Annotated in this window: 14 protein-coding genes, 1 tRNA gene and 1 other RNA gene; 6 read left to right on the top strand and 10 right to left on the bottom strand. The window is 64.7% G+C overall.

Annotated features, from left to right (window positions below; all coding sequences use genetic code 11):
* Window position 1 precedes the first annotated feature (1 nt).
* From Q0X61_RS04865 to Q0X61_RS04855, 3 genes are read right to left on the bottom strand one after another with little or no spacing between them, the layout of a single operon-like run.
* A complete protein-coding gene (locus Q0X61_RS04865; protein WP_297740912.1) occupies window positions 2-400 on the bottom strand; it encodes a type II toxin-antitoxin system VapC family toxin in 399 nt (132 codons plus the stop codon).
* Window positions 394-627, bottom strand: a complete 234-nt coding sequence (locus Q0X61_RS04860) for an antitoxin (protein WP_297740910.1) — start codon at window positions 625-627, stop codon at window positions 394-396. The genes Q0X61_RS04865 and Q0X61_RS04860 overlap by 7 nt, the downstream gene beginning before the upstream one ends.
* A 34-nt stretch (window positions 628-661) precedes the next feature.
* A complete protein-coding gene (locus Q0X61_RS04855) occupies window positions 662-2,056 on the bottom strand; it encodes an amidase (protein ID WP_297740908.1) in 1,395 nt (464 codons plus the stop codon).
* A gap of 163 nt (window positions 2,057-2,219) precedes the next feature.
* Here Q0X61_RS04855 and Q0X61_RS04850 point away from each other — a divergent pair, with 163 nt between their 5' ends.
* The 4 genes from Q0X61_RS04850 to Q0X61_RS04835 all read left to right on the top strand — a co-directional run bounded on the left by Q0X61_RS04850 (window position 2,220) and on the right by Q0X61_RS04835 (window position 5,550).
* Window positions 2,220-2,408, top strand: a complete 189-nt coding sequence (locus Q0X61_RS04850) for a hypothetical protein (protein WP_297740906.1) — start codon at window positions 2,220-2,222, stop codon at window positions 2,406-2,408.
* On the top strand, window positions 2,389-2,634 hold the full coding sequence (locus Q0X61_RS04845) for a hypothetical protein (protein WP_297740904.1): 246 nt from the start codon (window positions 2,389-2,391) through the stop codon (window positions 2,632-2,634). Before Q0X61_RS04850 ends, Q0X61_RS04845 begins: the two co-directional genes overlap by 20 nt.
* The gene (locus Q0X61_RS04840; RefSeq protein WP_297740902.1) at window positions 2,631-3,800 is read left to right on the top strand and encodes an MFS transporter; all 1,170 of its coding nucleotides are present in this window, start codon (window positions 2,631-2,633) and stop codon (window positions 3,798-3,800) included. Before Q0X61_RS04845 ends, Q0X61_RS04840 begins: the two co-directional genes overlap by 4 nt.
* 73 nt (window positions 3,801-3,873) lie before the next feature.
* Window positions 3,874-5,550 carry a long-chain-fatty-acid--CoA ligase gene (locus Q0X61_RS04835; protein ID WP_297740900.1) on the top strand — a complete coding sequence of 559 codons (1,677 nt, stop codon included), beginning with the start codon at window positions 3,874-3,876 and terminating at the stop codon, window positions 5,548-5,550.
* A 302-nt stretch (window positions 5,551-5,852) separates the two neighbouring features.
* On the opposite strand, the gene Q0X61_RS04830 is transcribed toward Q0X61_RS04835, so the two are convergent.
* The 6 genes from Q0X61_RS04830 to ffs all read right to left on the bottom strand — a co-directional run bounded on the left by Q0X61_RS04830 (window position 5,853) and on the right by ffs (window position 11,048).
* Complete coding sequence (locus Q0X61_RS04830) at window positions 5,853-6,569, bottom strand: L-ribulose-5-phosphate 4-epimerase (protein ID WP_297740898.1); 717 nt, start codon at window positions 6,567-6,569, stop codon at window positions 5,853-5,855.
* Window positions 6,570-6,943: 374 nt separating this feature from the next.
* Window positions 6,944-7,468 carry a methylated-DNA--[protein]-cysteine S-methyltransferase gene (locus Q0X61_RS04825; protein ID WP_297740896.1) on the bottom strand — a complete coding sequence of 175 codons (525 nt, stop codon included), beginning with the start codon at window positions 7,466-7,468 and terminating at the stop codon, window positions 6,944-6,946.
* Window positions 7,469-7,502: 34 nt separating this feature from the next.
* Window positions 7,503-8,111: a recombination mediator RecR gene (gene recR / locus Q0X61_RS04820; RefSeq protein ID WP_297740894.1), complete on the bottom strand. Its 609-nt coding sequence runs from the start codon at window positions 8,109-8,111 to the stop codon at window positions 7,503-7,505.
* Window positions 8,112-8,414, bottom strand: a complete 303-nt coding sequence (locus Q0X61_RS04815; protein WP_297740893.1) for a YbaB/EbfC family nucleoid-associated protein — start codon at window positions 8,412-8,414, stop codon at window positions 8,112-8,114.
* A gap of 52 nt (window positions 8,415-8,466) precedes the next feature.
* A complete protein-coding gene (locus Q0X61_RS04810) occupies window positions 8,467-10,674 on the bottom strand; it encodes a DNA polymerase III subunit gamma and tau (protein ID WP_297740891.1) in 2,208 nt (735 codons plus the stop codon).
* Between the two features lie 277 nt (window positions 10,675-10,951).
* An RNA gene (gene ffs, locus Q0X61_RS04805) (signal recognition particle sRNA small type) lies at window positions 10,952-11,048 on the bottom strand.
* 112 nt (window positions 11,049-11,160) lie between these two features.
* Between ffs and Q0X61_RS04800 the strand changes: the two genes are divergently transcribed.
* Together Q0X61_RS04800 and Q0X61_RS04795 are read left to right on the top strand one after the other, a co-directional pair.
* A tRNA-Ser gene (locus tag Q0X61_RS04800) sits at window positions 11,161-11,245 on the top strand.
* A gap of 70 nt (window positions 11,246-11,315) precedes the next feature.
* Window positions 11,316-12,152 (top strand): alpha/beta fold hydrolase, encoded by an 837-nt coding sequence (locus tag Q0X61_RS04795; protein ID WP_297740889.1) that lies wholly within the window; start codon window positions 11,316-11,318, stop codon window positions 12,150-12,152.
* 67 nt (window positions 12,153-12,219) lie between these two features.
* On the opposite strand, the gene Q0X61_RS04790 is transcribed toward Q0X61_RS04795, so the two are convergent.
* Window positions 12,220-12,834, bottom strand: coding sequence for a cadmium resistance transporter (locus tag Q0X61_RS04790; protein WP_297740888.1), 615 nt, complete (start codon window positions 12,832-12,834; stop codon window positions 12,220-12,222).
* Window positions 12,835-12,993 lie beyond the last annotated feature (159 nt).

Here is a 12,993-nt window from a genome sequence, read left to right as displayed (position 1 = left end):
ATCAAACCATCCAATTCTCGACGTTGAGCCCCGGCACGCGACGAAAGTCACGCTCGTTCGCGGTAACGACGGTCTGCCCGTGTGCGAGGGCCTCTGCCGCAATCCAGGTGTCGTTCACCCCGATCGGCGTACCTGCGCGGCGGAGCTGGGCAGTGATTCGGGCATACTCCTCCGAAACGAGTTCCGTAAACACATTGGTGGCAAGGCGCGAATAGATGTAATCCAGCTGACTTCGCTCCCTCTGCAGTCCAGCGAGCTGATAGCCCACTTCAAGTTCGCCTCGGACGATGACGGACAACCGGAGCCTGCCCAAATCTTGCTCTGCCAAACGCTGATCCAGCACAGGACTTCCATTGAACCAGTCAATCCAAACGTTGGTGTCGAGCAAGTACGTCACCATGAGGGGATCTCCTCGACGTTAGGCTCATCGTCAAAGTCCACCAAACGAGTGCCGTGCCGCGGCAGACCGTCGAGGAATTCCTGCATGGTGAGGGGCTGGGGGCGCAAGATGAGCGCGTCGCCGTCGACTTCGATGGTGACCTTGTCCGTCGAAAACGCTAGGTCTTTCGGGATGCGCACGGCCTGCGAGTTGCCGGACTTGAAGACGGTGGTGGTGCGGAGCGTCATCGTTCCTCCTCGATGTATATACAGGAAGTATATATTACACAGCAACAGCCGCCAGTTCCTCGAGCTCCACGCCGAGCTGCACCAGCGTCGACTCCTCCCCTGGCCGGCCGATGAGCTGCACGCTCATAGAGAGCCCGTCGACCAGTGGCAGCGTCGGCAACGAGAGCGCTGGCAGTCCGGAAACGTTCACCACAGCCCCATGCGGGGAGTACTCGCACTGGCGACGGAAGTTCACCTCTGGGTCATCGCCGAACCATCCGATCGGGCGTGGGGTGAGTGCGGTCGTCGGGGTGAGCACCGCGTCGAACGGAGCGAAGGCGGTGACGATTGTTTGCTCGAGGTGGTGCAGCGTGCGCACGGCGTCCACGATCTCCTGCGCGCCAACCCGTCGCCCCGCCTCGACGAAGCTGCGCGTGAGTGGCTCCAGCTGCACCACCTGTTCGTCGGTGAGCCTCAGTCCCGCCGCGTTCGCGTACCACAGCGTCTGGAATGCGTGTGCAAATCCTGGCAGTGCCGGCCCGGTCACGTTCTCAACGGCGTGTCCCGCGTCGCTCAAGAGTGTCGCCGTACGCTCCATTGCCTCACTGGCTTCGCTGGATGCAGGCGTGGCGGCCACGCCCTCCCATGGAGTGAAACCCTGCAACACCCCGACGCGTCGCCTGCGGCCTGGGTGGGTGGCCGCAAGCAGCGAGCCGCCGTCGAGTTCTGGGCTACGGAGCGTCGTGCGGTGGAGCGTCCGACCATCTCGGCGCTCGATCAGGGCGTCGACGAGAAGGGCAGCGTCGGCGACGCTTCGCGCCAGGGCGCCAGCCACCGCCAGCTGTCCGAGCGAGCCTTGCCCGTCCATCGCCGGCACTCGCCCACGCGAAGGCTTGAGCCCGACGACGCCACACGCCGCCGCGGGAATCCGCACAGAGCCGCCCGCATCCGAGCCGGGCGCGAACGGCAGCAGCCGGGCCTTCACCGCCGCAGCGGCCCCGCCGCTCGAACCCCCGGCCCCCAGCTCCGGATGCCCAGGGATGGTGGTGTGACCATGCACCGCGCTGGATGTATAGCCAGCGAACCCGAACTCCGGTGTGGCCGTTTTCCCCAGCGAGATGGCGCCTGCGTGATCAAGCTGCAGCGTCAGCGGATCACTGTGCTGAGCGACGAACTCTCGAAACGCGCGCGAGCCATAGGTGGTGACGGTGCCCGCCCGCTGGTGAAGGTCTTTATCAGCGATCGGCATGCCATGGATGACGCCCAGTGGTTCTCGGGCATCCAATTCTCGGGCGCGAGCCAGCGCCAGTTCTGGCGTGACGAGGGTGAACGCGTTGGCGCGATCGTCGGCGATGCGCTCCAGGAAGTGCCGCGTTACTTCCTCGCTGCTGAGCTCGCGGCGGCGCAACGCGTCGCGCAACTCCACCGCCGACAGCTCACTCACGTCCATGCGCCTACTCTAGGGCGGTATTTGCAGGGCTTGGTGCAGCCGATACCTAACCCGATATCCACACGCGTTTCCCGAAACGGGCGATTTTGGCCGGTTTCAGCAAACGCGTGTGGATATCGGGTTGGCTTTGCCGTGCTCTCGGCGTTCTGCGACGATTACGCAGGTGGCACGCTTCATGTGGTTGATCTGGCTCGCGGGCAGCGCGGTGCTCGTGTGGGCGCTCGCGCAAACAGGATGGACGCCCGCGCTCGTCATGGTGGCGGTGGGGCTGTTGCTCGTCGCCTATTGGCTCTCCCCCCTGGTACGGCGGCATCTCCCGCAAAGAATGCGACGTGCGCGCCCTGCCCGCTGACGAGCGCCGGCTGATCATCTATTGGCGCCCGGCCGATATCTTCTCGACGCGGCTGCGCGGCGGGCTCGGAAAGCACGGCAAGCGATTCATGTGGATCAACGCCTGGCAGGATTCAGAGGCCGAGCAGCGCGCCAAGAGCCTTGGCGACGGCGTCTACCCGGTGGTGCTCGTCGACGACGAGGTGTACGTCAATCCGGATCCGCGAAAGGTGATTTCACTGCTGTGAGTACTGAGGTCCGGCGCGCCCGCTGGGGCGTCACGCTGTGTTTCGTGCTGAACGGCCTCGCGTGGTCGACGCTGCTGCCGCGCTTCCCTGAAATCAAGGAGTCGCTCGAGATTCGCGACTGGGTGTGGGGGTTCATCATCGCACTGGGGCCGATCGCAGGCCTCATGCTGGGAATGTTCACGGCGAAGCTGATGCGACGATTCCAGTCGGCCGGCGTCGCAGTGATTTTCCAGACGTTCGGGATTCTCTGCCTCAACATTCTGGGCAACGCACCCAACGCCGCCGTGTTCACCTTCGGTGTGGTGTTGATGATGTCGGCAGACTCCGTCACGGACATCGCTATGAATGCCCACGGTTTGCGTGTACAGCAGCGGTACGGGCGCTCGATATTCAACGGCTTCCACGCCTGGTGGTCGGTCGGTGCCGTCACGGGCGGTGTCATCGGGTCCGCGTGCGCACAGGCGCGGGTCGATATCTGGCTGCAGTGTCTCGTCGGCAGTCTCCTGTTTGGCTCGCTCGCGCTCCTCGCCAGGCGGTGGATGCTCGACGGCCCGGACCCCGTGCCCGAACAAACTGAAGAAGAACAGCAGCGTCGGTTCATTCCGACGTCGCTCCTGCTGCGCCTCGTTGCGCTGGGCTTGCTGGCAGGCTGTGCCGGCGTCCTCGAGGACGCGTCGGGTTCATGGAGCCCGATCTACATGCAGCGAATGTTCCCTCAGCTCGACCCATTCTTGTGGGGCATGGCCTTCGTCGCTCTCCAGGGCACCCAGATGGTAGCGCGCTTCGTCGGCGACGCCGTCGTGGATCGCCTCGGCCAGCGCTTCACCATCACGTTCGGGATGCTGCTCGCGACGGTGGGGCTGGGCGCTGCGGTGTGTTTCCCGTCGCCAGCCCTTGCCCTCATCGGATTTGCGCTCGCAGGCTGGGGCATCGCGACGGCATTCCCCGGCGCCATGCACGCCGGCGACCAAATGCCAGGACTCCCACAGGGAACCGGACTCACCATCGTCACGAGCGTCGCGAGGGTGGGGTTCCTCGTCGGGCCACCACTCGTCGGCACCGCGATTGAGCTTGTGGGAATGCGATGGGGTTTGATCGTGCTTCCGCTCGCCTCCTTCCTAGGTCTCATGCTCACTCCTGCGCTGAGCACGCCCAAGCGGCGTTGAACCGAGCGCGTCGCCAGGAGGTGTGGCGGCCCGGCGGGGCGAGGCCCCAAGTACGGGCGATATTCTGGGGCGCATGAGCACTGTGCATCCTTGGGTTCAGCACTACCAGGCCGGGGTGCCGGCCGAGATCGAGATGCCTCGCACCTCGCTCGTCGAAATGTGCGAGCAATCGATTCGGCAGGCGGGTGACGCCGTCGCGCTCGAGTTCTTCGGTCGTGAGACGACGTACGCGCAGCTAGGCGACGAGATCGCTCGCGCTGCGGAAGGACTGCGTCGACTCGGCGTGAAGCCTGGCGACCGCGTCGGCCTGGTGCTGCCCAACTGCCCGCAGCACGTCGTGGCGTTCTACGCCGTGCTGCGCGTGGGCGGGGTCGTCGTCGAACACAACCCGCTGTACACCGCCCGCGAGCTGCGGCACATGTTTGAAGACCACCGCGCGGAGGTCATCATCGCCTGGGACGTCGCCGTCGAGAAGGTGGATGATCTGCCGCGCGACCTGGGCGTTCGTCGAATCATCGCCGTGAATCTGCTCGATGAGATGCCCAAGCCGATGCGCTTGGCGCTGCATCTGCCGCTGCGCAAGCTGCGAGCCGCCCGCGCGTCGCTGCACAAGAAAGCCCCGGGCGCGCTGACGTGGAAGAATCTCCTATCCGCACCGCCGATCAACCCCGACCACGGGCGCCCCGGGCTCGACGATCTCGCGGTGATCCAGTACACGTCGGGCACCACCGGCACACCCAAAGGTGCGATGCTCACCCACAGTAACCTGTATTGCAACGCGCTCCAGGGCGCGGCGTGGATGCATGACGCGGAGGTCGGGCGCGAGACGAGCTACGCGTTGCTGCCTATGTTCCATGCCTTCGGTATGACGCTGTACCTCACGTTCGGCATGTACAAGCAGATGCGCATCGTGCTGTTCCCCAAGTTCGACATCGACATGGTGCTGAAGGCGTGGAGGAAATCGCCGGCGACGGTGTACTGCGCCGTGCCGCCGATCTACCAGAAGACGGCGGCTACAGCGCGGGAACGCGGCATCGACATTTCGTCTGCGAAGTTCTGCATCTCCGGCGCCATGGCGCTCACCGACGAGATCGTTGCCGACTGGGAATCCGTCTCCGGCGGGTTACTCGTCGAAGGCTACGGCCTCACCGAATCTTCGCCCGTCGCGCTCGGCAACCCGTTCGCGCCGACCAGGCGCACCGGCACCATCGGCATCCCGTTCCCTTCCACCGAGATGAAGGTGGTGCGCCCGGATCATCTGGACGAGGAGGTGGCCATCGGCGAACCCGGTGAGCTGCTCATCCGCGGCCCGCAGGTATTCCAGGGCTACTGGGAAAACCCAGAGGAGACCGCCAAGATGCTGCTGCCCGGCGGCTGGCTGCGCACCGGCGACGTTGTCGTCCAGGATGAAGATCTGTTCACCACCATCGTCGACCGCGTGAAGGAACTCATCATCACCGGCGGGTTTAACGTCTCCCCCAGCGAAGTGGAGCGAGTGCTGCGCACCCACGACGCCATCACCGACGCGGCAGTCGTCGGGCGCAAGAACGCAGGCGGGGGTGAGGATGTCGTCGCGGTCATCACGATCGCCGACGGCGAGCAGGCACCGTCATTGGAGGAGCTGCGGCAGTTCTGCAAGCAGTCGCTGGCGGCCTACAAGGTGCCACGCGACATGCGCATCGTCGACGAGCTCCCCCGCTCCATGCTGGGCAAGGTGCTGCGCAAACAGGTGCAGGAAGAACTGCTCTGAGCAGGTTTAACCCGCCTCGTCGAGGCGAAACAGCTCGACGAGGCGGGTCACCATCATCAGCCACACGCCGAGCTTGCGACGCGTCGATGAATACCCACAACCGTTTAGCGAGTGGGCGCGCTCCGCGCTTGAGCCCACTCGTCATCATGTCGATGGGGTTCTTGATGAGCTGGCCAGGCCCGTGCCGGTCTGCTTCGGCTGACCCTCGGCGCTCGGGCAGCTGCCTTCGGCGAAGGTCCTACGTGCCGGTATAGAACAAAATCTTCGCACCTTCAAAAGATCACTGCGCCGTCGAACTGTCTTTACTGTTGCCCATACACGTTCTGGTATCGATCAAATAGCGAATCAATGAGCTCTTGTTCAATGGGAATCGGATCGCCGAGCTGGCGGGAGATGTGCACCGTTCGAGCAACTTCTTCACACATCACAGCTGCCTTGACCGCATCGCGCGCATCTGTTCCGATAGTGAACGGCCCGTGATTTTGCATGAGTACAGCACGGCTGCGGGATCCTTGCAACGTTTCGACGATGCCTCGACCAATGGAGTCGTCCCCAATGAGCGCAAACGGGCCAACCGGGATCTCGCCACCAAACTCATCGCCCATCATCGTGAGCACGCAAGGAATAGCTTCACCACGTGCGGCCCACGCCGTCGCATACGTGGAATGCGTGTGAACCACACCTGCCACATCTTCCATTTGTGCGTACACGTACGCGTGGGCGGCAGTGTCACTCGATGGTTTCAGCCCGTCTGCCGTTCCGTCGTCAATCTTCTTGCCATCGAGCGTGCAGACCACCATCTTCTCGGGAGCGAGTTCGTCGTACGAGACCCCTGACGGCTTAATCACCAGCAGATCTTCACCGATCACATCCGCGCAACGAATACGCTGGGAGACATTTCCTGCAGTCCACACGACAAGCTCCCATCGAGGCAGCTCGGCATGCAACCTCGCCACCGTTTCACGGACAGCACCAATCTGGTCCTGCAAGTCACGAGGAAAATCTTCGAGTTTCAGCATTGGTCTCACCATCTCCTTGCGTTGCGTCCCTCATGCTGGTGAAGCCGTGATGGTTGGCATTGGAGCATCAGGCAGTCACCGCGTGAGCTTCGAGTGTATCTCTCACACATTCCTCGAAGACCGCTCCTCATATTGTCGACCCTGCCGATGTTGTCGGGGATCTTCTTGCTGCAACGTCCCCGGACATGATGTGCACCGTGTTTCACACGTTCGTCAGCCGCTACCTCAGGGGCACGGGCCAACGCCTGGTGCGCTACGTTCTTGTTCAACAGCCTTGCTGGGCAGCGCTCATGGTACCCATCCATCGCGAAGTGCCGCGACCACCGGCGCAGCGGGATCTGTGCCGGCTGGGCTGACCCGCCTCGTCGCAGCGACTAGCTCGCGGCGTAGCTGGCACCGTCCGGCTGTTCGAGCGCAAGCAGAAAGCGTTTCACGTCGAGGCCCCCGCTATACCCGCCGAGGGTTCCGTCGCTGCGGAGCACGCGGTGGCAAGGGACGATGATGGGCACCGGGTTGGTGGCGCAGGCGGTGCCGACGGCTCTCGCCGCGCGCGGACTCCCCGCCAACCGTGCCACATCCTGGTACGAGGCCGAGCTTCCGTAGGGAATGCGCGGGAGTCGTCGCAGCACCTTGCGTCGGAAGCCCGACGAGAGTGCGTGATCGACGGGCACCGTGAACGCGCGAAGCTGGCCCGCGAAGTAGCACTCGAGCTCGCGAGACACTCCGTCGAGGCGGCTGTTGCTCTGGCGCACACGGGCGCGGAGGCTCGTAGAAAGCTCCTCCACGACCGCTTCGAACCCCTCGTGTTCGAAGGCGATCCTCACCAGCCCCGCATCCGTAGCGGCCAGCAGCAGTGCTCCGACGGGGGACTCCACGGTGCGATACGTCACCTCATTCATGTCGGCACCTCCTGGGCGTTCGTCAAGGTGCGCGTTAGGAGGCATCGGGGAACATGGATCGGCGCCCCGAGAATGCGCGCCCGAGGGTAACCTGGTCGGCGTACTCCAAGTCGCCGCCGACGGGAAGCCCGCTGGCGGGGCGGGTAACGCGAACCCCGAAGTCGCGCAGCATGCGCGAGAGGTACGACGCGGTCGCCTCGCCTTGGGTGTCTGGGTCGGTAGCCAGAATTACTTCTTGGATCTCGCCATCTGCCAGGCGCGTGAACAGCTCCCGCGTGTGGAGATCGCCTGGGCCGCGCCCGTCGATGGGCGAAATAGACCCACCAAGCACGTGGTAGAGGCCACGGAACTCGTTGGTGCGCTCGATGGCCACCACGTCTTTGGATTCCTCGACGACGCACAACAGCGAGCGGTCACGTCGCGGATCTCGGCACACCCGGCACCGGTCCTCCTGCGAGACGTTGAAGCACACCTCACAAAAGCGGGCGTGCTGCTTCACCTGCCGCAGGGTTTCGGCCAGCTTGAACACGTCCTCTTCGGGAGCATCGAGCAGGTGGAACGCGATGCGTTGCGCGCTGCGAGGCCCAACTCCGGGCAGCCTGCTGAGCTCGTCGATGAGGCTTTGAACGGGACCTTCGTACAACTACATCCCCAGCCCGGGAACCTGCGGCATGGCTTCCGCGAGCGCCTGGTCTGCCTCGGCCTTCGCGGAACGGAATGCCGCGATAATCAGGTCTTGCAGCGTCTCGATGTCGTCGGCGGCTTCTGACTTGATCTCGATGCCCGTCATGATGCCTTGCCCATTGAGGGTGACCGAGACGAGGTCGCCGCCAGCGGATGCGGTGAAGCTGCGCGACGCCATCTCTTCCTGCGCCTTGACCATATCTTCTTGCAGCTGCTGCGCCTGCTGCATCAAGGCGTTCATGTCAAAGCCTTCACCGAACATGTGTTTTCCTTTCGTGGGGCTAATGCCCAAGTGTATGAGGTTCTCCGGGGAGTCAGCGTGGAGGCGGAGTGCCTTCCTCCACGGAGATGATTTCTGCGCCGAACTCGTTGCCGAGCAGCTCGGCAGCGTTGTGGGAGCCGTCGAATACCTCGTCGTCGGCCGACAGATTGGCGTAGTCCGGCTCCGGTTCGGGCTCCGGCTGTGACACCGGTGGGCGTTCGTCGACACGGCTGGCCGCAGGCGCTCCGGCCTGACGCTGACCCTGCTGGGCGGTGTGTTCGTCGGCGGTAACACCTTGCACGCGAAGCTCAACACCGAGCACCTCGATAATGGCTTCGGCGAGGAGGTCGCTGGAGCCGCCGCGTCCGAAGTTGTCCTTCGCGCCGGGGTTCGTGAAGCCAAGCATGAGCAGGCCGTCGCGGACTTCCTGCACATGCGCGTTCTGGCTGAGCAGCATGTACGTAAACCGTCGACGCCGCTTCACTTCGTCGAGCACGTTGGGCCATGCGCGCCGCAACTCCTCCGTGGTGAGCTGCCCGGCCCGGTTGGGCGCTGCGGCGGGTGCGGACGGTGCGTGTGCAGGACGCTGCGGTGGGGCCTGCTCCGGTGCGCGCTGCGCCGCCGGGGCGCTCCCGGCGGGGCGCTGCGCGGGAGGGGCACCCGCTGGGCGCTGACTTGCGGGAGCTTGGCTCGCTGGACGCTGACCGGCTGGGCGCTGCTGAGGCATCGACTGCGGTTCCGGGGCACGTTGCTCCACTTGCGCCTGTGGGGTGGGGTGCTGCGCTGGCTGCGACGGGGCCTCCTCGTCCGCCTGCTGCGGGACCGAACGCGTCGGGCCTGGCACGTCGCTCCACTCCTGCGGGGGTTGGGGCGCGTCGGGGGAACCCATCATGCCGACTCGGCGTTCGAGCCTGTCCATGCGGGCATGCAGTCCGCGCTCGTCGGTGTCGGCCTCTGGCAGCAGTACACGAGCGGCCATGAGCTCGAGGTGGAGCCTGGGGGCGGTGGTGCCGCGCATCTCGGTAAGTCCGACGGCGATCACCTCCGCAGCGCGGGTGAGCTCGCCGGAGCCGAGCGCCGCGGCCTGGGATTTCAGGCGTTCGGCCTGGTCCTCGGGCACTTCGAGGATGCCGTCCTCGGCTGCGGTGGGAACGGCGGCGAGGATCACGAGGTCGCGGAGGCGTCGGAGTAGATCTTCGGCGAAGCGACGCGGGTCTTGTCCGACCTCGATCACCCGATCGATCGTCTTGAACACGCCCGACGAGTCGCCTGCCGCGAAAGCGTCGACGATGTCGTCCAGCAGAGATTCTGGCGTGTAGCCCAGCAACGCTGCGGCTTGTGCGTATTCGACGCCGTGCTCGCCCGCACCGCCCAAAAGTTGGTCGAGGACGGAGAGCGAATCGCGCACGGACCCGCCGCCGGCGCGCACGACGAGCGGCAGCACCATTGGGTCGATGTCGACGGCCTCCGCCTCGCAGATCTCCTGAAGGTACGTTGCGAGCGTCTTCGGCGGGACAAGCCGGAACGGATAGTGGTGGGTGCGCGAGCGGATGGTGCCGATCACCTTTTCCGGCTCTGTCGTCGCGAAGATGAACTTCGCGTGCGGCGGCGGCTCTTCGACGAGCTTCAGCAGCGCGTTGAAGCCCGCTGGGGTGACCATGTGGGCCTCGTCAACGATGTAAATCTTGTAGCGGCTCGCTACAGGCGCGAAGAACGCTCGCTCGCGGAGGTCGCGGGCGTCGTCGACGCCGCCGTGACTGGCCGCGTCGATCTCGATGACGTCGATAGAGCCAGGACCACCGCGCGCCAAATCGATGCATGACTGGCACTCACCGCATGGGGTTGCGGTCGGGCCCTGCTCGCAGTTCAGGCAGCGCGCCAGGATGCGCGCTGACGTGGTTTTGCCGCAACCGCGCGGACCGGAGAACAGGTACGCGTGCCCCACCTTGTTGTTTTCGAGCGCGCGCTGGAGGGGCACGGTGACGTGATCCTGCCCGATGACATCGGCGAACGTATCTGGGCGGTAGCGGCGGTAGAGCGCTAGCGGCGCGTCAGGGATGGCGACGCGCTGCGCGGGCGCGGAGGGTTGTGATGTGGGCGCGGCTTCGCCGCCGACGCTGCCCCCCACCGGCGCCGCGGGTGCATCGTCGCCGAACAGATCGGGGCCGTCTTGTTGCATCGGCTCCTCGGGCTCTTCGTCGAGCGCGTCATCTGGCTGGATGGGCTCGTCGAACAGCGAGTATTCGTCGTCGTCTTCCACGTCCCCCACCCTATTGCACCCCACTGACAATCTTCACCGCTCCCCGAAACCTGTGGAAAACGCACTGCCCCCTGCCCCGTCGCCGCGCGGACTCGCCGCCGGCACCCGTAACCTGTGCGGCAACTGAGCGGAACAAGTGTCACTTGCCCAGGCAGAACGGGGCGGCGTCGGGAGGCAAGTGACACTTGATCCGCAACTGAGCCGCACAGGTTGCACGTGCCCGACGGGGCCCGCGCCAGGAGGGCGGCGCGCCGGCCGGGCACAGGCACGGCCCAAAAAAAGGGGCTCCCCGCGCACCCGGAAGAGCTCACTTACCCTTGCTGCCTTCCGACCCTGGGGGAGTTGGGCGAGGTACCGCCGCGCGAGGAACCAGCGTCCAGCCTAGCGCATCGCAGCGCGCTTCCCCAACGACGACGGACAACCCGACGATGCCTCCCCACCCGTTGCTTTGCCCAGCGCGCTGATCGTCGGGTAAAGTCCTCCTTTGGAGGATTCGCCTAGAGGCCTATGGCGCTCGCTTGGAAAGCGGGTTGGGTTCACGCCCTCACGAGTTCGAATCTCGTATCCTCCGCTGGAAGCGCCCCCTGCCGGGGGCGTTTTCCGTCTCCGGCAACGCACTTAATGGCAGGGAAGAGGCGGCGATGGCCCACGACGATCATCCCGACGTGTGCTGGGAGCGCATCGAGTGCGACGGCACGAGCTTCCAGGTGCTGCACACTACCCCTGACGGCCCGGCCGCGCAGCGCCCGACTTTCGTCCTCGTGCACGGCCTCGGCGTCTCCGGGTTCTATTTCGAACCCCTCATTCGAGAACTCGCTGACCACGCACCCGTCGTCGTCTTTGATCTTCCCGGGGCCGGACGTACCGCCGAGAGCGACGGTGCACTCACCATCGCGTCGCTCGCCGATGTGCTGCACGAAGTGATCCAGCAGCTCGACCTCGGCAAGGTGGTGCTCGTCGGGCACTCGATGGGCACGCAGGTGGTGGTGGAAGCACTGGCACGCTACCCCGAGCTCGCCGACGCCGCCGCGCTGCTCGCGCCGGTGGTTCCACCGTCGGCGAGAAAGCTCGGCCCACTGCTTGCGCACTTCGTACGAACGTCGTGGCACGAACCCTTCGCAGCGGTGTGGCGGGCCTTTGTCGGATACCTCCAGATGGCTCCGTCGTGGCTGTGGAAGCAGACGCAAGCGATGCTCCACTACCCCATGGAGGAACGCATCCGCGACGTGCGCGCCGACCTCATCCTGATCCGCGCCACCCACGACTACGTCGCGCCCCGCGACTTCCTCGCGCAGCTGCGCGCCGCAGCCGGAGGGCAGCGCACCATCATGCGCGAAATGCCGAACGCCGCGCACCACATGATGGCCACTCACGCCGACGCGCTCACCGCCGAGATTCTCCGCGTCGCCCACGTGCACGACCCGAAAGCCGCCACCGACGCGGCTGAGAACCTGCGGCGAGTGACCAGCCAGGAGTGATTTCGATACGCGAGCTTCGCTCGCTACTCGATCACCTGACAGAGTCGAGGCGGACCCCTCGATCACGTCACAACGATGCCACACCTCCCACCACTATGTTGATGCCGAGGGCAACCATCCCCATCGGGTACAAGATGTATTGCGTCTGTTGCAGCGCTGCGCTGATGCGGGGGCGCGTGGCGATAAATTTCGCCAACCAGACAAGCACGGCCACGTGAATGAGCTGGGCGACGAGAACCCCAACGATCGCGAAAGGCAAAGCAAAGCCCACAAAAATGATCACGAGCAGCGGCATATACACACCGATGTTGCGACTACTATTCGCGAACGTGACGGCCGCGACGGTAGCGATCGCCACCTTCCTATTCCCCTCAAGCCCCTGCTTTCTCCCGCGCCAAGCCTTCCACGCGGCGGTGAGCCCAATGCACAGCGGAATGAGACCGAAGTACGGGCTCGAAACCGTCCATGCCGGCAGCGGCAGCGACTGGGTCTCCCGGAAAACTTCCACAGTCAAGGCGAGGACCCCAAGGAGCCCGACATAGTAACCAATCATGATATTTCGCGTCAGATCGGGTGTCCCCGCACCTCGCGCGAAGAACAGCGCCAGGATGATGACCTCGCTGATAGTCATCAACATGAACCACCAGATAAGTGGCAGAAATCCCACGAGCATGGGCAGCATCGTAACCGACCATCCCACGTTGTGAACGCCCCTACGACACCCCCCGTCTAGCAGGATACTTTCACGGACATCAACGATCCTGGAGGAACACATGTCCGAGACCCCCGCAGTCAAGGCTGATCGCGGCGCATTCTCTGGTCGCACGGCCTTCATCCTGGC

The sequence above is a fragment of the uncultured Tessaracoccus sp. genome (assembly GCF_947255005.1).
Taxonomy (GTDB): domain Bacteria; phylum Actinomycetota; class Actinomycetes; order Propionibacteriales; family Propionibacteriaceae; genus Arachnia.
The sequence above is the reverse complement of the archived record's forward strand: the minus strand, read 5'-3'. Positions and strand labels throughout refer to the sequence as shown.

Excerpts from the sequence above, each read along its gene's own strand:
- Q0X61_RS04855 (WP_297740908.1), bottom strand. The coding sequence starts at position 2,056 with ATGGACGTGAGTGAGCTGTCGGCGGTGGAGTTGCGCGACGCGTTGCGC.
- Q0X61_RS04835 (WP_297740900.1), top strand. The coding sequence starts at position 3,874 with ATGAGCACTGTGCATCCTTGGGTTCAGCACTACCAGGCCGGGGTGCCG.
- Q0X61_RS04815 (WP_297740893.1), bottom strand. The coding sequence starts at position 8,414 with ATGTTCGGTGAAGGCTTTGACATGAACGCCTTGATGCAGCAGGCGCAG.
- Q0X61_RS04830 (WP_297740898.1), bottom strand. The coding sequence starts at position 6,569 with ATGCTGAAACTCGAAGATTTTCCTCGTGACTTGCAGGACCAGATTGGT.
- Q0X61_RS04825 (WP_297740896.1), bottom strand. The coding sequence starts at position 7,468 with ATGAATGAGGTGACGTATCGCACCGTGGAGTCCCCCGTCGGAGCACTG.
- Q0X61_RS04865 (WP_297740912.1), bottom strand. The coding sequence starts at position 400 with ATGGTGACGTACTTGCTCGACACCAACGTTTGGATTGACTGGTTCAAT.
- Q0X61_RS04860 (WP_297740910.1), bottom strand. The coding sequence starts at position 627 with ATGACGCTCCGCACCACCACCGTCTTCAAGTCCGGCAACTCGCAGGCC.
- Q0X61_RS04790 (WP_297740888.1), bottom strand. The coding sequence starts at position 12,834 with ATGCTGCCCATGCTCGTGGGATTTCTGCCACTTATCTGGTGGTTCATG.
- Q0X61_RS04795 (WP_297740889.1), top strand. The coding sequence starts at position 11,316 with ATGGCCCACGACGATCATCCCGACGTGTGCTGGGAGCGCATCGAGTGC.